Annotated in this window: 22 protein-coding genes; 9 read left to right on the top strand and 13 right to left on the bottom strand. The window is 62.6% G+C overall.

The window, feature by feature from the left end; translation table 11 throughout:
* Positions 1-16 precede the first annotated feature (16 nt).
* From ftsY to rpoH, 4 genes are all read left to right on the top strand, one after another.
* Positions 17-1576 carry a signal recognition particle-docking protein FtsY gene (gene ftsY, locus LOY69_RS28420; RefSeq protein WP_265073893.1) on the top strand — a complete coding sequence of 520 codons (1560 nt, stop codon included), beginning with the start codon at positions 17-19 and terminating at the stop codon, positions 1574-1576.
* A complete protein-coding gene (gene ftsE / locus LOY69_RS28415) occupies positions 1573-2244 on the top strand; it encodes a cell division ATP-binding protein FtsE (RefSeq protein WP_016967614.1) in 672 nt (223 codons plus the stop codon). The genes ftsY and ftsE overlap by 4 nt, the downstream gene beginning before the upstream one ends.
* The gene (gene ftsX, locus LOY69_RS28410) at positions 2241-3263 is read left to right on the top strand and encodes a permease-like cell division protein FtsX (RefSeq protein ID WP_102862090.1); all 1023 of its coding nucleotides are present in this window, start codon (positions 2241-2243) and stop codon (positions 3261-3263) included. Before ftsE ends, ftsX begins: the two co-directional genes overlap by 4 nt.
* A gap of 113 nt (positions 3264-3376) precedes the next feature.
* Complete coding sequence (gene rpoH / locus LOY69_RS28405) at positions 3377-4231, top strand: RNA polymerase sigma factor RpoH (protein WP_016967616.1); 855 nt, start codon at positions 3377-3379, stop codon at positions 4229-4231.
* A gap of 97 nt (positions 4232-4328) precedes the next feature.
* On the opposite strand, the gene mtgA is transcribed toward rpoH, so the two are convergent.
* The gene (gene mtgA / locus LOY69_RS28400; protein ID WP_102862089.1) at positions 4329-5051 is read right to left on the bottom strand and encodes a monofunctional biosynthetic peptidoglycan transglycosylase; all 723 of its coding nucleotides are present in this window, start codon (positions 5049-5051) and stop codon (positions 4329-4331) included.
* Between the two features lie 74 nt (positions 5052-5125).
* Between mtgA and LOY69_RS28395 the strand changes: the two genes are divergently transcribed.
* The 4 genes from LOY69_RS28395 (at position 5126) to trmB (ending at position 7470) form a co-directional block, all read left to right on the top strand.
* On the top strand, positions 5126-5506 hold the full coding sequence (locus tag LOY69_RS28395) for a DUF423 domain-containing protein (RefSeq protein WP_102862088.1): 381 nt from the start codon (positions 5126-5128) through the stop codon (positions 5504-5506).
* Positions 5507-5577: 71 nt separating this feature from the next.
* On the top strand, positions 5578-5778 hold the full coding sequence (thiS, locus tag LOY69_RS28390) for a sulfur carrier protein ThiS (RefSeq protein ID WP_162884096.1): 201 nt from the start codon (positions 5578-5580) through the stop codon (positions 5776-5778).
* Positions 5779-5940: 162 nt separating this feature from the next.
* Complete coding sequence (locus LOY69_RS28385; protein WP_007921204.1) at positions 5941-6735, top strand: thiazole synthase; 795 nt, start codon at positions 5941-5943, stop codon at positions 6733-6735.
* A 9-nt stretch (positions 6736-6744) separates the two neighbouring features.
* A complete protein-coding gene (gene trmB / locus LOY69_RS28380; protein ID WP_016967620.1) occupies positions 6745-7470 on the top strand; it encodes a tRNA (guanosine(46)-N7)-methyltransferase TrmB in 726 nt (241 codons plus the stop codon).
* 89 nt (positions 7471-7559) lie between these two features.
* On the opposite strand, the gene LOY69_RS28375 is transcribed toward trmB, so the two are convergent.
* From LOY69_RS28375 to LOY69_RS28325, 11 genes are all read right to left on the bottom strand, one after another.
* Positions 7560-8108: an RNA 2'-phosphotransferase gene (locus LOY69_RS28375; protein ID WP_265073892.1), complete on the bottom strand. Its 549-nt coding sequence runs from the start codon at positions 8106-8108 to the stop codon at positions 7560-7562.
* A 104-nt stretch (positions 8109-8212) separates the two neighbouring features.
* The gene (locus tag LOY69_RS28370) at positions 8213-8536 is read right to left on the bottom strand and encodes a DUF3392 domain-containing protein (RefSeq protein WP_011064021.1); all 324 of its coding nucleotides are present in this window, start codon (positions 8534-8536) and stop codon (positions 8213-8215) included.
* A 9-nt stretch (positions 8537-8545) separates the two neighbouring features.
* Positions 8546-9748 carry a radical SAM family heme chaperone HemW gene (hemW, locus tag LOY69_RS28365; protein ID WP_123389941.1) on the bottom strand — a complete coding sequence of 401 codons (1203 nt, stop codon included), beginning with the start codon at positions 9746-9748 and terminating at the stop codon, positions 8546-8548.
* Positions 9745-10341, bottom strand: coding sequence for an RdgB/HAM1 family non-canonical purine NTP pyrophosphatase (gene rdgB / locus LOY69_RS28360; protein WP_167365682.1), 597 nt, complete (start codon positions 10339-10341; stop codon positions 9745-9747). The genes hemW and rdgB overlap by 4 nt, the downstream gene beginning before the upstream one ends.
* Positions 10338-10772 carry a DUF4426 domain-containing protein gene (locus LOY69_RS28355; protein ID WP_102881169.1) on the bottom strand — a complete coding sequence of 145 codons (435 nt, stop codon included), beginning with the start codon at positions 10770-10772 and terminating at the stop codon, positions 10338-10340. Before LOY69_RS28355 ends, rdgB begins: the two co-directional genes overlap by 4 nt.
* A 26-nt stretch (positions 10773-10798) precedes the next feature.
* On the bottom strand, positions 10799-11419 hold the full coding sequence (metW, locus tag LOY69_RS28350; RefSeq protein ID WP_011064017.1) for a methionine biosynthesis protein MetW: 621 nt from the start codon (positions 11417-11419) through the stop codon (positions 10799-10801).
* 7 nt (positions 11420-11426) lie between these two features.
* Positions 11427-12566, bottom strand: a complete 1140-nt coding sequence (gene metX / locus LOY69_RS28345) for a homoserine O-succinyltransferase MetX (protein ID WP_102862082.1) — start codon at positions 12564-12566, stop codon at positions 11427-11429.
* Positions 12567-12729: 163 nt separating this feature from the next.
* Entirely contained in the window at positions 12730-13023 is a 294-nt protein-coding gene (locus LOY69_RS28340; RefSeq protein WP_110594334.1) for a DUF167 domain-containing protein, read from the bottom strand.
* A complete protein-coding gene (locus LOY69_RS28335; RefSeq protein ID WP_102862080.1) occupies positions 13023-13610 on the bottom strand; it encodes a YggT family protein in 588 nt (195 codons plus the stop codon). The genes LOY69_RS28340 and LOY69_RS28335 overlap by 1 nt, the downstream gene beginning before the upstream one ends.
* 24 nt (positions 13611-13634) lie before the next feature.
* Positions 13635-14453: a pyrroline-5-carboxylate reductase gene (proC, locus tag LOY69_RS28330; RefSeq protein ID WP_102862079.1), complete on the bottom strand. Its 819-nt coding sequence runs from the start codon at positions 14451-14453 to the stop codon at positions 13635-13637.
* Positions 14454-14487: 34 nt separating this feature from the next.
* Positions 14488-15186, bottom strand: coding sequence for a YggS family pyridoxal phosphate-dependent enzyme (locus LOY69_RS28325; protein WP_170001809.1), 699 nt, complete (start codon positions 15184-15186; stop codon positions 14488-14490).
* Between the two features lie 183 nt (positions 15187-15369).
* On the opposite strand from LOY69_RS28325, the gene LOY69_RS28320 reads away from it, so the two are divergent.
* Positions 15370-16404 (top strand): type IV pilus twitching motility protein PilT, encoded by a 1035-nt coding sequence (locus LOY69_RS28320; RefSeq protein WP_102881165.1) that lies wholly within the window; start codon positions 15370-15372, stop codon positions 16402-16404.
* 86 nt (positions 16405-16490) lie between these two features.
* Here LOY69_RS28320 and LOY69_RS28315 read toward each other — a convergent pair whose 3' ends face one another.
* A complete protein-coding gene (locus LOY69_RS28315) occupies positions 16491-17114 on the bottom strand; it encodes a C40 family peptidase (RefSeq protein WP_102862076.1) in 624 nt (207 codons plus the stop codon).
* Positions 17115-17327: the final 213 nt, after the last annotated feature.

Genomic DNA, 17327 nt, shown 5'->3' with positions numbered 1-17327 from the left:
TGAGATAGCCGTCTCCATGTTTGGTTCCAACGACGACAAAAAGACCCCAGCCGCGGCTGGCGAGAAGAAAGGCCTGTTCGGATGGCTGCGCAAAAAGCCGCAGGAACCCGTCGTCGAACAGCCGCAAGTGCCTGTCGAGCCGGTGCCGGCTCCGGTCATTGAAACCGCTCCCAGCGTAGCCCCGACCGAGCCGGTGGTGCTGTCGACCGGCGAGCCGGTGCTGCAACCCCGGGTCGAGGTCGAGCCGGTAGCGGCCGTTGCGCCCGAGCTGCCCCTGACTCCGAGCCCGGAGCACAAGCCCTGGCTGACTCTACCGGTAGCGGAAGAGCCGGTGGCCCTGGTGGAGGACGCTCAGGCGGAGCACGTCACTCCGCCGATTCCAGCCCTGGCCCCAGCATCTGAACCGGTGGTCGAAGCGCCGGTTGTCACCCCGGCTCCGGTGCTCGAAGTACAAACGCCGGTAGCGCCGGTATTCGTCGCGCCGGAGCCTGTTGCTCCTGCTCCTGCTCCTGCTCCTGCTCCTGCTCCTGCTCCTGCTCCTGCTCCTGCTCCTGCTCCTGCTCCTGCTCCTGTTGCCGAGCCGGTTGCCCAGGTGGCGGAGCCCGAGCCCGTGGTCGAGCCGGTCCGTCCTGTTGAAGAGAGCAAGGTCGGTTTCTTCGCCCGCTTGAAGCAGGGCCTGTCCAAGACCAGCGCCAGCATTGGCGAAGGCATGGCCAGCCTGTTCCTGGGCAAGAAGGCCATCGATGACGAGTTGCTGGAAGACCTGGAAACCCGTCTGCTGACCGCCGACGTCGGGGTCGAAGCGACTTCGGTGATCATCCAGAACCTGACCCAGAAGGTGGCGCGCAAGCAGCTCACCGACTCCGATGCGCTGTACGCCTCGTTGCAGGCCGAACTCACCAGCATGCTCAAGCCGGTGGAGCAGCCGCTGAAAATCGTCGCCCAGAACAAACCCTTCGTGATCCTGGTGGTGGGCGTCAACGGCGCCGGCAAGACCACCACCATCGGCAAGCTGGCAAAGAAACTGCAGCTGGAAGGCAAGAAAGTCATGCTGGCGGCCGGCGATACCTTCCGCGCCGCGGCGGTGGAGCAACTGCAAGTCTGGGGCGAGCGCAACAAGATCCCGGTCATCGCCCAGCACACTGGCGCCGATTCCGCTTCGGTGATCTTCGACGCCGTGCAGGCGGCCAAGGCCCGTGGTATCGATGTGCTGATCGCCGACACGGCGGGGCGCCTGCACACCAAAGACAACCTGATGGAAGAGCTGAAGAAGGTTCGCCGGGTAATCGGCAAGCTCGACGCCGATGCGCCGCACGAGGTGCTGCTGGTGCTGGACGCCGGTACCGGCCAGAACGCCATCAACCAGGCCAAACAGTTCAACCAGACCGTGGAATTGACCGGCCTGGCCCTGACCAAACTCGATGGCACTGCCAAAGGCGGGGTGATCTTCGCCCTGGCCAAGCAATTCGGTCTGCCGATCCGTTATATCGGGGTCGGTGAAGGCATCGATGACTTGCGTACTTTTGAAGCAGAACCCTTTGTCCAGGCACTGTTTGCCGAGCGGGAGCGTTCATGATTCGTTTCGAACAGGTCGGTAAGCGCTATCCCAATGGCCACGTTGGCCTGCATGAGCTGAGCTTTCGCGTCCGTCGTGGCGAATTCCTGTTTGTCACCGGCCATTCCGGCGCCGGCAAAAGCACCTTGCTGCGCCTGCTGCTGGCCATGGAACGCCCTACCTCCGGCAAATTGCTGCTGGCCGGGCAGGATCTGGGTCAGATCAGCAACGCGCAGATCCCGTTCTTGCGGCGGCAGATCGGCGTGGTGTTCCAGAATCACCAGTTATTGTTCGATCGCACGGTGTTCAACAACGTCGCTCTGCCGTTGCAGATCCTCGGTCTGTCCAAGGCGGAAATCGCCAAGCGCGTGGATTCGGCCCTGGAGCGCGTGGCTTTGTCGGACAAAACCGATCTTTACCCAGGTGATCTGTCCACCGGTCAGCAACAGCGCGTAGGTATTGCTCGAGCCATCGTCCACCGCCCGGCTCTACTGCTTGCGGACGAACCCACGGGTAACCTCGACCCGCGTCTTGCGGCGGAAATCATGGGCGTGTTCGAAGACATCAACCGCCTGGGCACCAGCGTACTGATCGCCAGTCACGACTTGGCGCTGATCGCGCGCATGCGTCACCGCATGCTGACCCTGCAGCGCGGCCGATTGATTGGCGACGGGGAGGCCGGCGTATGAGTGCCACACGTACCCCTAAAGTGGCGGAGCGCGTAGCGCCCAAGGCCTCCGAAGCACCGCCACCGAAGAAAAAGCGCGACGAGGACGACGGTCCGGATTTCGCCACCCTGTTGCATGCCTGGATCGAAAGCCATCGCGCCAGCTTGCTGGACAGCCTGCGGCGCCTGGGCAAGCAGCCCATCGGCAGTTTCTTTACCTGCCTGGTGATGGCTGTGGCCCTGAGCTTGCCCATGGGCCTGTCGTTGCTGCTCAGCAACGTCGAGCGCCTGGGCGGTTCCTGGCAGCGGGCAGCGCAGATTTCGCTGTACCTGGATCTGGGGGCTTCAGCCAGCGAAGGTGAGAAGCTTGGCGAAGAGATCAAGGGCCTGCCCGGTGTGGCGGATGCCGAGTTCATCAGTAAGGAAAAGGCGCTGGAAGAATTCCAGCAGCAGTCCGGCCTGGGTGAGGCTTTGCGCGAGCTGCCCCACAATCCGCTGCCGGGCGTAGTGCTGGTCACGCCGAGCGAAGTGGACAAGGCGACCCTGGAGGCCTTGCGTCAGCGGTTGTCGGAAATGCCCAAGGTGCAACTGGCGCAGTTGGACCTGGTATGGGTCGAGCGGCTGGCGGCCATCCTCAAGCTGGGGGACCGTTTTGTCTTCGGCCTGACGGTGTTGCTGGTTTCTGCATTACTTTTGGTGATAGGCAATACCATTCGTCTTCATATTGAAAACCGCCGCACAGAGATAGAAGTGATTAAACTCGTCGGCGGCACAGACAGCTATGTGCGCCGTCCCTTCCTTTATATGGGCGCGTTGTATGGCTTCGGTGCGGGGATTCTGTCCTGGGGCGTACTGGCGTTTGGCCTGAACTGGCTGAACGACGCGGTGATCGGTTTGGCCGGCTTGTACGGCAGTGATTTTGCCCTGGCGGGGGTGCCGGTTGCTGATGGTCTATCGCTCTTGCTTGGTGCGGTGCTGTTGGGTTATATCGGTGCGTGGATTGCGGTGGCCCGCCACCTGAGGGAGCTGGCACCGAAGTAATGTCATTTTGCTTGTATTGACCTTTCAGAATATTTGGGAACTTGTTTCGCGGTTTCCGGTCAATTTTCGCAGTGCTGAACTGCACGAGTTATGTGAGTCGGAGGTTTTTTCGTATGACCACTTCTTTGCAACCTGCTTACGCATTGGTTCCAGGCGCAAACCTGGAGGCCTATGTGCACACGGTGAACAGCATTCCATTGCTGACGCCCGAGCAGGAGCGTGAACTGGCCGAGAGTCTCTACTATGAGCAGGATCTTGAGGCGGCTCGGCAGATGGTGCTCGCCCACCTGCGTTTTGTCGTACATATCGCCCGTAGCTATTCCGGCTATGGGTTGGCCCAGGCTGACCTGATCCAGGAAGGCAACGTTGGCCTGATGAAAGCCGTGAAGCGCTTCAACCCGGAAATGGGTGTGCGCCTGGTGTCCTTTGCGGTGCACTGGATCAAGGCGGAAATTCACGAGTTCATCCTGCGTAACTGGCGGATTGTGAAAGTCGCGACCACCAAGGCTCAGCGCAAGCTGTTCTTCAACCTGCGCAGCCAGAAGAAGCGTCTGGCCTGGCTGAACAATGAAGAAGTGCATCGCGTGGCGGAAAGCCTGGGCGTCGAGCCCCGTGAAGTGCGCGAGATGGAAAGCCGTCTGACCGGCCAGGACATGGCCTTCGATCCGGCTGCTGAAGCGGATGATGACAGCGCCTTCCAATCGCCGGCCAACTACCTGGAAGACCATCGCTACGACCCGGCGCTGCAACTGGAAGATGCCGATTGGAGCGACAACTCCACCCACAACCTGCACGAAGCGCTGGAAGTGCTGGACGAGCGCAGCCGTGACATCCTCTACCAGCGCTGGCTGGCCGAAGAGAAAGCCACGCTGCACGACCTGGCGCAGAAGTACAACGTTTCGGCCGAGCGTATCCGCCAGCTGGAAAAGAGCGCGATGAACAAGTTGAAGCTGTCCATCGCCGCTTAAGCCTGAAGCGTCATGCAAAACGCCCCGAGATGATCGGGGCGTTTTTGTTTGCGTGTCTTTTGTAGGAGTGGCTTGTCGGCGAATATGCCTGGTTTACCTAACCCGCCCACGGCGCTTTACGGGCTTCATTCAACCGATTCAGGTAATCGGCCCCACCCAACTGGCTCATCTGCCGCCGAACCCAGCCCGCCCGCTGCATCACGTAAGTGCTGGGCCGCGCTGCGCTCCACACCCTTGGATTGGGCAGGACAGCGGCCAGCAGGCTGGCTTGCTGGCGCGACAGGTTGGCCGCGCTGACGCCGAAGTGATGGCGCGCCGCGGCTTCTGCCCCGAACACCCCTTCATCCCATTCGACACTGTTGAGGTAGACCTCAAGAATCCGCTGCTTGGGCCAGAACACCTCGATCAGCGCGGTGAACCAGGCTTCCAGCCCCTTGCGCAAGTAGCTGCGGCCGGACCAGAGGAACAGGTTTTTCGACACTTGCTGACTCAGGGTGCTGGCGCCACGGATCGAACCGCCCCGTTCGTTGTGGATCAACGCCGCCTGGATTGCATCGATATCGAAGCCCCAGTGCTCGGGGAATTTCTGATCCTCGCCGGCGATCACCGCCACCTTGAGGTTGTCGGAGATTTCATCCCAAGGCTTCCAGGTGCGTTGCAGGTCGATGGGGTCGTTGTCGATCCAGGATTCGACCTTGCGCTCCACCATCAGGGCGGTGCCCGGCGGCGGCACGAAACGGAACAGCAGCACCAGCAGCACGCTGCCGACCACGAACCACATCAAGGCTTTTACAAGGCGACGAAACAGATAACGCAGCATAGAGATGGCTTGGCCGAACCCGTTGAGCGCGCCATTATACAGACCCTTTGCGCTGAATCTGACTGGAGTTCCTCATGTTGCGTGGCTTCCTGATGCTGGCCGCTTTCTTCGGTTTCACCGGGGTCGCCCTGGGTGCCTTTGCCGCTCACGGTCTGAAAAACCGCCTGAGCACCGAGTACCTGGCTATTTTTCATACAGGGGTCACTTACCAGCTGGTGCATACCCTGGCGCTGTTCGGCGTCGCCTTGCTGGCGGCGCATATTCCAGGGCGGCTGGTGACCTGGGCCGGCATCGCGTTCACCCTGGGCATCCTGTTGTTCTCCGGCAGCCTGTACCTGTTGACCCTGAGCGGCATCAGCAAGCTGGGCATCATCACCCCTTTCGGTGGCCTGGCCTTCCTGGTTGGCTGGTTCCTGCTGGGCCTTGCCGCCTGGCGCCTGCAAGGGGCCGGCTGACGCTTGTAGCTGACCTTTAGGTCACGATCGGGCTAGAATGCTGGCCCCTAAAAATGATGGCGGCCTTGAGCATGCGCATTCAGTTGAACGGTGAATCCTTTGAACTGCCCGACGGCTCGACCGTTGCGGCCCTGCTGACCCGTCTGGACCTGACCGGACGCCGGATCGCGGTGGAACTCAATCTGGATATCGTTCCGCGCAGCCAGCACGCCGAGACCGCCCTCAACGAGGGCGACCAGGTGGAAGTGGTCCACGCCATCGGCGGCGGCTAGCCACTGGCGTCAATCGCGCTGCTACGTATTCTGCGCAGCGCCCTGGCCCGGCTCCGGGCCTCTCCCATGGAAGACGCGTTCACCGGCCCCGGAATGAGGGCTCCAGGGCCCCGGGCCTGATGAAGAATTCTGCAAGAACCTCACCCCAACAGAGGATTTCCGATGAGCAACGTTCGTAGTGACAAGCCTTTCGTCCTGGCCGGTCGGACGTACCAATCGCGTTTGCTGGTAGGCACCGGCAAGTACCGCGACATGGAAGAAACCCGCCTGGCCATCGAGGCCTCGGGTGCCGAGATCGTCACCGTCGCCGTGCGCCGGACCAATATCGGCCAGAACCCGGGCGAACCGAACCTGCTGGATATCCTGCCACCGGATCGCTACACCATCCTGCCCAACACCGCCGGCTGCTATGACGCAGTGGAAGCGGTACGCACCTGCCGCCTGGCCCGTGAGCTGTTGGATGGCCACAACCTGGTCAAGCTGGAAGTCCTGGCCGACCAGAAGACCCTGTTCCCCAACGTGCTGGAAACCCTCAAGGCCGCCGAAGTGCTGGTCAAGGAAGGTTTCGACGTGATGGTCTACACCAGCGATGACCCGATCATCGCTCGCCAACTGGCGGAAATGGGCTGCATCGCAGTCATGCCCCTGGCGGGCCTGATCGGCACCGGGCTGGGGATCTGCAACCCGTACAACCTGCAGATCATCCTCGAAGAAGCCAAGGTTCCGGTGCTGGTGGATGCCGGTGTCGGCACCGCCTCCGACGCCACCATCGCGATGGAGCTGGGCTGTGAGGCGGTGCTGATGAACTCGGCCATCGCCCATGCGCAGCAACCGGTGCTGATGGCCGAAGCCATGAAACACGCAATTGTCGCGGGCCGCCTGGCGTACCTCGCCGGTCGCATGCCGAAGAAACTCTATGCCAGCGCCTCCTCGCCGCTGGATGGTCTGATCAAGTAAGAGCCATTGATGACTGAATCAAACGACACGCCAATCCAGCCGGAAGCCGGCGACGAGCGCCAACACCGCCGTATCAAGAGTTTCGTGATGCGCGCCGGGCGCATGACCGAAGGCCAGCAACGTGGCCTGGACCAGGGCGCGCCGCTGTACGTGCTGCCCCTGGCCGACGCCCCGGTGGACTACGACCAGGTGTTCGGCCGTTCGGCGCCGCGCTCTTTGGAAATCGGCTTCGGCATGGGCCACTCGCTGCTGGAAATGGCCGCGGCGGCTCCGGAGCAGGACTTCATTGGTGTGGAAGTTCACCGTCCGGGCGTCGGTGCGCTGCTCAATGGCGTGCTGACTCAGGGCCTGACCAACCTGCGGGTCTACGATTGCGACGCCATTGAAGTGCTCAATCGCTGCATCGCCGACAACAGCCTGGATCGGCTGATGCTGTTCTTCCCCGATCCGTGGCACAAGAGCCGGCACCACAAGCGCCGCATCGTCCAGGCCTCCTTCGCCGAGCTGGTGCGCAGCAAGCTCAAGGTGGGCGGCATTCTGCACATGGCCACCGACTGGGAGCCCTATGCCGAATACATGCTGGAGGTGATGAACGTCGCCCCGGGTTACCGCAACCTGGCCGAAGACGGCAAGTGCGTACCACGCCCGGCCGAACGCCCGATCACCAAGTTCGAGCGTCGTGGCGAGCGCCTGGGCCATGGCGTGTGGGATCTGAAGTTCGAAAAAATCGACTGAGCCGGACTCGCTATTGTAGGAGCTGGCCGGGCGGCGTTCCGCTGCCAGCGAAGGTGCCCTTAAGGACGCCTTCGCCAGCAAGCTGACTCCTACAAGGCTTGGATGAAACTGACCGGCACCTGGTCGGTCAGCCACACCCCATTCTCTGCCTGATAGAAAGTGAAACCCTGGGCCTGCATGGCCTGGGCGTCGACCTGCAGGATCACCACCTTGCCGTAACGCTGGCCCACGGCCTTGGCGGTGTCGATTTCCTGGGACAGGTGCACGTGATGGCGTGAGCCCGGGATCAGCCCCTTCTCATTGATCGACTCCATGAAGCGCGTGGCAGTGCCGTGGTAGAGCACGGCGGGTGGTTGCTTTGCCTCAAGCTGCAATTGCACGGCCTTGTTGGAGTGTCCCTGAACGGCACGAATTCGCTGGCCGTCAGCGGAGAGGGCGAAGCGCTTTTTGTCGTTGCCTTCGACCACCCGCTCGATCAGTTCCCGGTTCAGTTGCCGGCCGTTCTTGGCCGCGCCGCTGATCAGCGCGTCGAGATCGCCCCAGCCTTGGCTGTCCAGCTCAAGACCGATGGCCTGTGGCTCGTGGCGCAGCACGTAGCTGAGGAACTTGCTGGTGTCCTCGATGATTTTCTTGCTCATGTTCTTCCTTGATAACGGGGGCTGCCCTTGGATTGCGTTCGCAGGCAAGCCGGCTCCTACGGGGGGCTGTAGGAGCCGGCAAGCCGGCGAAGGGGGTCGACAGGTCAGCGACGATCAGCGACCACGCCAATCAGCACCAATACCACCAGCAGCACTGGCGCCAGGCTGTAGTTGTTGAACTGACTCAGGCCGCGGACGATCCACGGCGTGGCATAGATCAGCGCCAGGCCGCTGCCGACCATGCACAGCAAGGCCATCAGCGGCACGCGCAGGGCGCCGGCGATGCCGCCCAGGCGTTGCTCGACCCAGCCCTTGATGTCCGCGCCGAACAGCACCAGCAGACAGCCCACCAATGCCAGGGCGATTTCCGAGAGGTTGCTGCGACTCCAGCGGGACACGGTGGCAAGCAGGTCGAGTACCAGATCCATGTGATTTCCTTAGATCAGAAAGTATTGCAGCAGGTCATTGAGGAAGAGTTGCCCGCGGGCCGTGGCCGCCAGGCGTGACGGTTCGACCTGCAACAAGCCGCTTTGTTCGGCCTGGCGCCGACCTTCGGCAAGGCTGGCCAGATCCAGGCCGGTGCGCTGGGCGAACAGTGCGGCGTCGACGCCATCGGTAAGGCGCAGGGCGTTCATCAGGAATTCGAACGGCAGCTCGTCGTTGCCCAGGGTCTTCTCGCCTGCCTTGAATGGCTTGGCCGGGTTCAGGTAGTCCTTGGGCAGGCGGGTCTTCCAGGTGCGCAGAATGCGCCCGTCCGGGTGGCTGAGCTTGCCGTGGGCGCCGGCACCGATGCCGATGAAGTCGCCAAAGCTCCAGTAGTTCAGGTTGTGCCGCGCCGCGCGTCCGGGCTGGGCGTAGGCCGAGACTTCGTACTGGGCGTAGCCATGCTCGGCCAGCAGTGCCTGGCCGGCTTCCTGGATATCCCACAGGGTGTCGTCTTCCGGCAGCACCGGTGGCTGGTTCCAGAACACCGTGTTGGGTTCCAGGGTCAGCTGATACCAGGACAGGTGGGTCGGCTTCATGGCGATGGCCTGACGCAGATCGCCCAGGGCATCGTCCAGGGACTGATCCGGCAAGCCGTGCATCAGGTCCAGGTTGAAGTTGTCGAATCCGGCCTGGCGCGCCATGCCGGCGGCGCGAATCGCTTCGTCACCGTTGTGGATGCGGCCCAGGGCCTTGAGCTTCTGTTCCTGGAAGCTCTGGATGCCGATGGACAGGCGGTTGATTCCCAGGGCGCGATAGGCGGTGAATTTCTCCTGCTCGAAGGTCCCGGGGTTGGCTTCCAGGGTGATTTCGATATCGCTGGCGAAGGCGATGCGTTGTTCCACGCCCTGGAGCAGCCGCCCCAGGGCCTGGGCGCTGAACAGGCTCGGAGTACCGCCGCCGAAGAAGATCGAACTCAGCTCGCGGCCATGCACCGCGTGCAGCTCCAGGTCGAGGTCGGCCAGCAGGGCGTCGACGTACTCTTCTTCCGGCAACGTCGGGCTGGCGGCGTGGGAGTTGAAATCGCAATAAGGGCATTTGCGTACACACCACGGGATGTGGATGTACAGCGCCAGGGGCGGCAACTGGGGCAGCGCCGCCCGAGGCGTTGGCGCGCCGCCGAGAATCAGCGGCGACGCGGATCGGTCCTGGCTCATTGCAGGCCCAGGCGTTGCCGCAGAATGGCCATGGCGCGGGCGCGGTGGCTGAGCTGGTTTTTCTCCACGGGGCCCAGCTCGGCGCTGGAGCAGTCACGTTCCGGCACCCAGAACAGCGGGTCGTAGCCGAAACCGTGTTCGCCACTGGCGGCGGTGAGGATGCGCCCGTGCCACAGGCCTTCGCAGAGGATCGGCAACGGATCGTCGGCGTGCCGCACCAGGGCCAGGACGCATACAAATTGCGCGCCGCGCTGGGCTTCGGGGACGTCTTTCAGGGCTTCGAGCAGCTTGGCGTTGTTCGCCGCGTCGCCCTGGCCGTCGGCATAGCGCGCCGAGTAGATGCCCGGCGCGCCGCCGAGAAAGTCCACGGCCAGGCCGGAATCGTCCGCCAGTGCCGGCAAGCCGGAAATGCGCGCGGCATTGCGCGCCTTGAGGATGGCGTTTTCGACGAACGACAGACCGGTTTCTTCCGGCTCGACGCTGCTGAACTCGCCGATCGAGCGCAGTTGCACCGAGGCGCCGAGCATGGCCTGGAGTTCTTTGAGTTTGCCGGCGTTGTGGCTGGCCAGTACGAGTTGCGTGAGGTTCATTATTCGCCCGGGAATAGCTCTTGGTTGAAGCTGAAGCTGTTGGTGTCACCGCCGGTTTGCACGGTGATGGTGAACGTACGGTTTTCTTGCTGTTCCACCGGGAACTGGGCGATGTAGTAGATCGCGCCCTGTTCGGTGATCTGGCGGAATTTCAGCGGGATGCTCTTGCTGGTCAGGTCCTTGACCGTACCGCTGACCTGGCCGACCAGCGGCTTGCCATCCTTGATCAGGGAGACGTTGATCACGCCCTGGTTCTTGCTGCGAACCAGCTCTGCCGCCCTGGCGATGTCAGGCTGCAGGTAGGTGGAGTTGAAGGTGTTGTAGTGCACGGTGATGTCACCGAACACTTCCTTGCGTTCGCCCTTGATCGGGTCCGCGGCCAGGGCGCTCAGGCTCAGGCAGGCGGCCAATAGAAATGTAACCAGACGTCCCATGGTGGTTCTCCTCGATGCAACGTGGTTTATACCGCGACTTTGTGATCCTGCAGGCCGGGACTGCTGACGCGGTAGATGCCGATCTCTCCCAACAGATTAGGCCATAGCTTACTGGCCCACCCGTGGCGGTGTTGTTGATCGACGGCAAGGCGGTTGATCACCCGGGCTTGCCGCTCGCGGCACAGCTCTTCGAAGTCCTCGAAGGTGCAGAAGTGGATGTTCGGCGTGTTGTACCAGGTGTACGGCAGGAACTCCGAGACCGGCATCCGACCCTTGCTGGCCAGGTACCAGCGGCAGCGCCAGTGGCCGAAGTTGGGGAAAGTGATGATGCACTGGCGGCCGACCCGGAGCATTTCGTCGAGGATCTTGTCCGGGTAGTGCACGGCCTGCAGGGCCTGGGTCATGACCACGATATCGAAGCTGTTGCTGGCGAAGTTGCCCAGGCCCTTGTCCAGGTCCTGCTCGATCACGTTGATGCCCTTGGCCACGCACTCGGCAATGTTGTCCGGGTCGTTTTCCAGGCCGTAGCCGGTGACTTGCTTGTGTTCCTGCAGCCAGCTCAGCAGCTCGCCGTTACCGCAGCCCAGGTCGAGGACGCGGCTGCCGGCGGGGATCCATTCCTGGATGATTTCCAGATCGGCTCTCATCGAGTCCTCACAAGGTAATGCGGTTCATGTAGTGACTAAAGGCCTGCAGGTAGCGCGGGATCGGGATCAGGAAGGCGTCGTGCCCCTGGGGTGCGTCGATCTCCAGGTAGCAGACGTCCTTGCGCGCCGCCATCAGCGCGTCCACCAGCTCCCGGGAACGGGCCGGGGAGAAGCGCCAGTCGGTGGTGAAGGACATCACGCAGAACTTGGCGCTGGCGTTGGCGAAGGTCTTGGCCAGGTCGTCGTCGAAGTTCGCCGCCGGGTCGAAATAGTCCAGGGCCTTGGTCATCAGCAGGTAGGTGTTGGCGTCGAAACGCCCGGAAAACTCTTCGCCCTGATAGCGCAGGTAGCTTTCCACTTGGAATTCGACGCTGTGGAAGTCGTAGTTGAGCTTTTCGCTCTTGAGGCCGCGGCCGAATTTCTCGCCCATGGAGTCATCGGACAGGTAGGTGATGTGCCCGACCATGCGCGCCAGCATCAGCCCGCGCTTGGGGATCACGCCTTGTTCCTGGAAGGAACCGCCGTGGAACTCCGGGTCGGTGAGAATCGCCTGGCGTGCCACTTCGTTGAAGGCAATGTTCTGCGCCGAGAGCTTGGGGGCCGAGGCGATGGCCAGGCAGTGCCGTACCCGGTCCGGGTAGGTGATGGTCCATTGCAGGGCCTGCATGCCGCCCAGGCTGCCGCCGATCACCGCCGCCCACTGGGCAATGCCCAGGCGGTCCGCCAGGCGCGCCTGGCTGTGCACCCAGTCTTCCACGGTGAGCACCGGGAAGTCGGCGCCGAATGGCTTGCCGGTTTCCGGATTGAGGCTGCTGGGGCCGGTGGAGCCGTTGCAACCGCCGAGGTTGTTGAGGCTGACCACGAAGAACTTGTTGGTGTCGATGGGCTTGCCGGGACCGATGCAGCTGTCCCACCAACCGGGTTTGCGGTCATCAACGCTGTGGTAGCCGGCGGCGTGGTGATGGCCGGACAGGGCGTGACAGATCAGCACCGCGTTGCTGGCGCTGGCGTTGAGCTGACCATAGGTTTCGTAGATCAGGTCGTAGGCCGGTAGCGCGCGTCCGCAGGCCAGGGCCAGAGGATCGCTGAAGTGCGCTATTTCTGGCGTGACCAGACCAACAGAATCGGGGGGAAAGGCAGTTGGCATCGACCCTGCTCTCATTTAAATGAGGCGTAAGTCTAAAGACCGCTGTCCCCAGCGGCAAGCAAAGCCCGGGGCTGTATTTGGTTGGAGAAATGGCGGGGTGAGATTCGCTGGCAAGCCAGCGCCTACAGCGGACCTGGGGCGTAGGAGCCGGCTTGCCGAAGAATCAGGCAGGGCGCGCCAGCCCCGGCAGATCCGGCAGCTTCTTCGGCGCTTGCAGGCGCACGCGCTTCTGCCGGTTCAACTCGCCACTGACCAGGCTGACGTGGCTCTTGGGAATGCCGAAAGCCTTGGCCAGGAACGCCATCAAGTGAGCATTGGCCTTGCCCTCCACAGGCGGGGCGGTGAGGCGGATCTTCAGCCGCTCCCCATGCAGGCCAGCGAACTCGTCGTTGCTGGCCTTGGGTTGCAGGTGACAATCGAGAATCAGATCGTCACCGTCCCAGCGGAAGTAGCTCATCAGATCAGCCCGAACAACTCAGGGGGCATGAAGGTGTAGAGCGCCAGGCGCGGAATCAGCCACTGTTGCACCAGCTGGATCACGATGAAGGCCAGGATCGGCGAGATGTCCAGGCCGCCCAGGTTGGGCACGATGCGTCGGAATGGTGCCAGCAGCGGCTCGCTGATCTGGTAGGCCAGTTCCGCGCCCGGGCTCTGGCTGCCAGGAGCGACCCAGGACAGGATCACGCTGATGATCATGGCGAAGAACCAGATCTTCAGGAACAGCGCGAAGATGCCGATCGGCGCCCACAGCAGCAGGCCCAGGGCATTGAAGGAGATTTGGCTGAGGGTCAGGACGATGGCGAACAGCGCCATTTGGACGATCAGGGCCAGGACCAGCGAGGACATGTCGAGCCCGAACATGCTGGGGATCACCCGGCGCAGGGGTTTGAGCAGTGGCTGGGTGGCGCGCACGATGAACTGGCAGATAGGGTTGTAGAAGTTCGCCCGTACCACTTGCAGCATGAAGCGCAGCAGGACCACCAGCAGGTACAGGCTGCCCAGGGTCTGAATCACAAAAATGGCAGCGTCGTTGAGTCCGAACATTATCGATTCCTTTGTAGGGGCGAGTTAACGACCGAGTTGTTCGGCCATTTCGGCCGAGCGGTGCGCGGCGGCACCCAATGCTTTTTCCACCAGGGCTTCAAAGCCGTTGGCCTGGAACGATTTGATCGCGGCTTCCGTGGTGCCGGCTGGCGACGTCACGCGGCGGCGCAGCTCGGCGGCGTCGACGTCACTGGACACTGCCATGTGAGCCGCCCCCAGGGCGGTCTGCAGGGTCAGTTGGGCGGCGGTTTCCCGAGGCAGGCCGAGTTTTTCGCCAGCGGCGGTCATGGCTTCGATCAGCAGGAAGAAATACGCCGGGCCGCTGCCGGACACCGCGGTCACTGCGTCCAGTTGCTGCTCTTGATCCAGCCACAGGGCGATGCCCACGGCGGACAGCAGTTCTTCGGCCTGATGGCGCTGTTCAGGGCTGACCTGGGCGGTGGCATACAGGCCGCTGACGCCCTGGCGCAGCAGCGCCGGGGTGTTGGGCATGCAGCGCACGATCGGTTGCTCGCCGAGCCAGTGGTTCATGCTGGCGCAGGTGATGCCGGCGGCAATGGACACCACCAGCTGCTGCGGCTGCAGGCTCGGGCGCAGGGCTTCGCACACGGCTTTCATGGCCTGGGGCTTGACCGCCAGGACGATCACATCGACGCCGGCGATGGCTTCGGCGTTGTCGGCGAACACCTGGATGCCATGTTCGGCAGCCACCTTGGCCCGGGTTTCGGCGCCGGGGTCACTGGCACGGATCTGTGCCGCCTCAAGGCCTTTGGCCCGCAGGCCACCGATGAGGCTGGCCGCCATGTTGCCGGCGCCGATAAAAGCGATACGAGTCGTGTTCATGACAGGTCCTTATGAGAGGTCAGTGTCAGTCGCATCAGGACTGACTGTAGTCGCGGGCACCAAACAGTGCGGTACCGATCCGCACCCAGGTGGCGCCCTGGGCGATGGCCGCTTCGAGGTCGTGGCTCATGCCCATGGAAAGGGTGTCCAGGGGCAGCTTGAGGTTGTCGCGCAGTTGGTTGTTCAGGGCCTGCACCGCCGCGAAGGCGGCTTCCTGGGCGGCGCGGTCCTCGGTGGGCTCGGGAATCGCCATCAGCCCGCGCAGTTGCAGGCGTGGCAAGGCGCTGATGGCCCTGGCCAGGTCTGGCAGGTCGGCCGGGGTACAGCCGGACTTGCTGGCTTCGCCACTGACATTCACCTGGATGCAGATGTTCAGCGGTGGCAGTTCGGCGGGGCGTTGCTCGGACAGGCGTTGTGCGATTTTCAAGCGATCCACGGAATGCACCCAGGCAAAATGCTCGGCAATGGCGCGAGTCTTGTTCGACTGAATGGGGCCGATGAAGTGCCAACTCAAGGGCAGGTCCGCCAGTTCCTGTTGTTTGCCCAGGGCTTCTTGCAGGTAGTTCTCGCCGAAGTCCCGCAGGCCGGCGGCATAGGCTTCGCGCAGGGCGGCGGCGGGTTTGGTCTTGCTCACGGCCAGCAGCATGACGCTGTCCGGGGCACGCTGTGCGGCCTGGCAGGCGCTGCGGATACGCTCGGCTAGCTGGGCAATGTTGTCTGCTATCGTGGACATTCGATTTCTTCTCAAAAGTACCGGCGACCGGGAGCCTGTGACCTTGGCCGCCAACCGCCGCATGAATCCACCAGACCCTGATTGTCGACCGGCCCGAGCATCGCTCAAGGGCCGCGCCGGTCATTGCCCGGCATGGCGGCTGGGTCTGAAGCTCGCGGCATTCTACTGGAATTGGGGGGCACTATGGACATCACCGAACTCCTGACTTTGAGCATCTCCCGGGGCGCTTCCGACCTGCATCTGTCTGCCGGACTGGCGCCGATGCTGCGCATTGATGGCGATATTCGTCCGCTGGACAGCCCGGCCCTGGATGCACAGCAGGTGCTGTCCTTGATGCATGGCCTGATGAGCGAGCCACAGCGGCAGGTGTTCGCCAGCCAGCAGGATCTGGACTTTGCCTACGAACTGCCGGGCGTGGCGCGGTTCCGGGTCAATGCCTTCCAGCACTCCCGGGGAGCGGCTGCAGTGCTGCGCCTGATCCCGTCACGGGTACTGAGCTTGGAGGCGTTGGGACTGGGGCAAGTGTTTCAGCAGATTGCCGAAGCGCCCCGGGGGCTGGTGCTGGTCACCGGGCCCACCGGTAGCGGCAAGTCCACCACCTTGGCGGCGATGATCGATCACCTGAACCAGCATCGGCAGCAGCACATCCTCACCCTCGAAGACCCCATCGAGTTCATTCATCCGCAGAAAAGTTGCCTGATCCACCAGCGCGAGGTGCCGCGTGATACCCGCAGTTTCGCCACCGCCTTGCGTGCGGCGCTGCGGGAGGACCCGGACGTGATCCTGCTGGGAGAGTTGCGCGATCTGGAAAGCATTCGCCTGGCCCTGACCGCCGCCGAAACCGGGCACCTGGTGTTCGCCACCCTGCACACTGCATCCGCGGCCAAGAGCATCGACCGGCTGGTGGACGTGTTTCCGGGGGAGGAAAAGGCCCTGGTGCGCTCGATGCTGGCCGAGTCGTTGCAGGCGGTCATTGCCCAGGTGTTGCTGAAGAAAGTGGGCGGTGGGCGGGTGGCGGCTCACGAAATCATGCTCGGCAATGCGGCGATCCGTAACCTGATTCGCGAGGACAAGGTGGCGCAGATGTATTCGGCGATCCAGACCGGCGGGGCCCAGGGCATGCGTACCCTGGACATGAGCCTCAAGGCATTGCTGGGGCAAGGGCTGATCAGCCGTGAACAGGCGCGGGAGCAGGCCCGGATGCCGGAGAGCTTTTGACAGGGTTGGAAATGCATTCGCCGGCAAGCCGGCTCCTACAGGTGGGTGTAGGAGCCGGCTTGCCGGCGAATGGGCGAATCAGCAGATCAGCGCTGCACGACCCGCAGAGGAGCCTGTTCCTTGGGCAGTACCCGCTTGGCAACCACGTAGTGGCTCTGCCAGTAGGGTTTCTTCAGGGTGTCGATGGTCACTGCCTTGCCGCGCCGTGGGGCGTGGATAAAGCGGTCTTCGCCCAGGTAGATGGCGACGTGGTTGACCTTGCGGCTCTTGATGTTGAAGAACAGCAGATCGCCCGGCTTCAGGTCCTTGCGCTCGACCTTCTGCCCGTGGCCGCTGGCCATGGCGTTGGAGGTACGTGGCAGGTCCACGGCGGCGACGTCATTGAAGGCGTAGCGCACCAGGCCGCTGCAATCGAAGCCTTTACTTGGGCTGCTGCCGCCCCAACGATAGGGGGTGCCCAGCACATTGACCGCACGGCTGAGGACAGTGGTGCTTGGCCGGCCGGCGTTGTTGGCCACCAGCTTGCTGTCGGCCTTGCTCAGGCGGGTGGGGTGCTTGATGGTGGTCTTGTTCTTGGCGGTGACCGTCGAAACATGGGGTTTCGGGGTGTAGCCATTAACGTTGGGAAGTCGTTGCTCACGGTTGGTGGCGTGGGCGGCCAGTGGCATTAATAGGCAAATGGTTAGCCATGTCTTGAAAAATGGTCGCATTAGGCAAGGCTCTTATTTGGTTAGCGCGCAACTTTATAACAGCTTTCAGGTCACTTCCGTGGCCGTTTGTCGATTCAACCTTGGGGTCAACTTCGGCAAAGAGGTGGCAACTTGACGCAGAAAACCGTCAGAAGTCAGGCAGTACAAGGCTTTGGCGGAACAGAAGGTAACATTGTCCACACGTCGAAAGCCTGTAAAAAAGTCACAAAGATT

Origin of the sequence: Pseudomonas sp. B21-059 (genome assembly GCF_026016285.1) — a bacterium.
GTDB classification, from domain to species: domain Bacteria; phylum Pseudomonadota; class Gammaproteobacteria; order Pseudomonadales; family Pseudomonadaceae; genus Aquipseudomonas; species Aquipseudomonas danubii.
The sequence above is the reverse complement of the archived record's forward strand: the minus strand, read 5'-3'. Positions and strand labels throughout refer to the sequence as shown.

What these genes read in the sequence shown, in the direction of transcription:
- ftsY (WP_265073893.1), top strand. Translation starts at nt 17, where the DNA reads ATGTTTGGTTCCAACGACGACAAAAAGACCCCAGCCGCGGCTGGCGAG.
- ftsE (WP_016967614.1), top strand. Translation starts at nt 1,573, where the DNA reads ATGATTCGTTTCGAACAGGTCGGTAAGCGCTATCCCAATGGCCACGTT.
- ftsX (WP_102862090.1), top strand. Translation starts at nt 2,241, where the DNA reads ATGAGTGCCACACGTACCCCTAAAGTGGCGGAGCGCGTAGCGCCCAAG.
- rpoH (WP_016967616.1), top strand. Translation starts at nt 3,377, where the DNA reads ATGACCACTTCTTTGCAACCTGCTTACGCATTGGTTCCAGGCGCAAAC.
- mtgA (WP_102862089.1), bottom strand. Translation starts at nt 5,051, where the DNA reads ATGCTGCGTTATCTGTTTCGTCGCCTTGTAAAAGCCTTGATGTGGTTC.
- LOY69_RS28395 (WP_102862088.1), top strand. Translation starts at nt 5,126, where the DNA reads ATGTTGCGTGGCTTCCTGATGCTGGCCGCTTTCTTCGGTTTCACCGGG.
- thiS (WP_162884096.1), top strand. Translation starts at nt 5,578, where the DNA reads ATGCGCATTCAGTTGAACGGTGAATCCTTTGAACTGCCCGACGGCTCG.
- LOY69_RS28385 (WP_007921204.1), top strand. Translation starts at nt 5,941, where the DNA reads ATGAGCAACGTTCGTAGTGACAAGCCTTTCGTCCTGGCCGGTCGGACG.
- trmB (WP_016967620.1), top strand. Translation starts at nt 6,745, where the DNA reads ATGACTGAATCAAACGACACGCCAATCCAGCCGGAAGCCGGCGACGAG.
- LOY69_RS28375 (WP_265073892.1), bottom strand. Translation starts at nt 8,108, where the DNA reads ATGAGCAAGAAAATCATCGAGGACACCAGCAAGTTCCTCAGCTACGTG.
- LOY69_RS28370 (WP_011064021.1), bottom strand. Translation starts at nt 8,536, where the DNA reads ATGGATCTGGTACTCGACCTGCTTGCCACCGTGTCCCGCTGGAGTCGC.
- hemW (WP_123389941.1), bottom strand. Translation starts at nt 9,748, where the DNA reads ATGAGCCAGGACCGATCCGCGTCGCCGCTGATTCTCGGCGGCGCGCCA.
- LOY69_RS28355 (WP_102881169.1), bottom strand. Translation starts at nt 10,772, where the DNA reads ATGGGACGTCTGGTTACATTTCTATTGGCCGCCTGCCTGAGCCTGAGC.
- metW (WP_011064017.1), bottom strand. Translation starts at nt 11,419, where the DNA reads ATGAGAGCCGATCTGGAAATCATCCAGGAATGGATCCCCGCCGGCAGC.
- metX (WP_102862082.1), bottom strand. Translation starts at nt 12,566, where the DNA reads ATGCCAACTGCCTTTCCCCCCGATTCTGTTGGTCTGGTCACGCCAGAA.
- LOY69_RS28340 (WP_110594334.1), bottom strand. Translation starts at nt 13,023, where the DNA reads ATGAGCTACTTCCGCTGGGACGGTGACGATCTGATTCTCGATTGTCAC.
- LOY69_RS28335 (WP_102862080.1), bottom strand. Translation starts at nt 13,610, where the DNA reads ATGTTCGGACTCAACGACGCTGCCATTTTTGTGATTCAGACCCTGGGC.
- proC (WP_102862079.1), bottom strand. Translation starts at nt 14,453, where the DNA reads ATGAACACGACTCGTATCGCTTTTATCGGCGCCGGCAACATGGCGGCC.
- LOY69_RS28325 (WP_170001809.1), bottom strand. Translation starts at nt 15,186, where the DNA reads ATGTCCACGATAGCAGACAACATTGCCCAGCTAGCCGAGCGTATCCGC.
- LOY69_RS28320 (WP_102881165.1), top strand. Translation starts at nt 15,370, where the DNA reads ATGGACATCACCGAACTCCTGACTTTGAGCATCTCCCGGGGCGCTTCC.
- LOY69_RS28315 (WP_102862076.1), bottom strand. Translation starts at nt 17,114, where the DNA reads ATGCGACCATTTTTCAAGACATGGCTAACCATTTGCCTATTAATGCCA.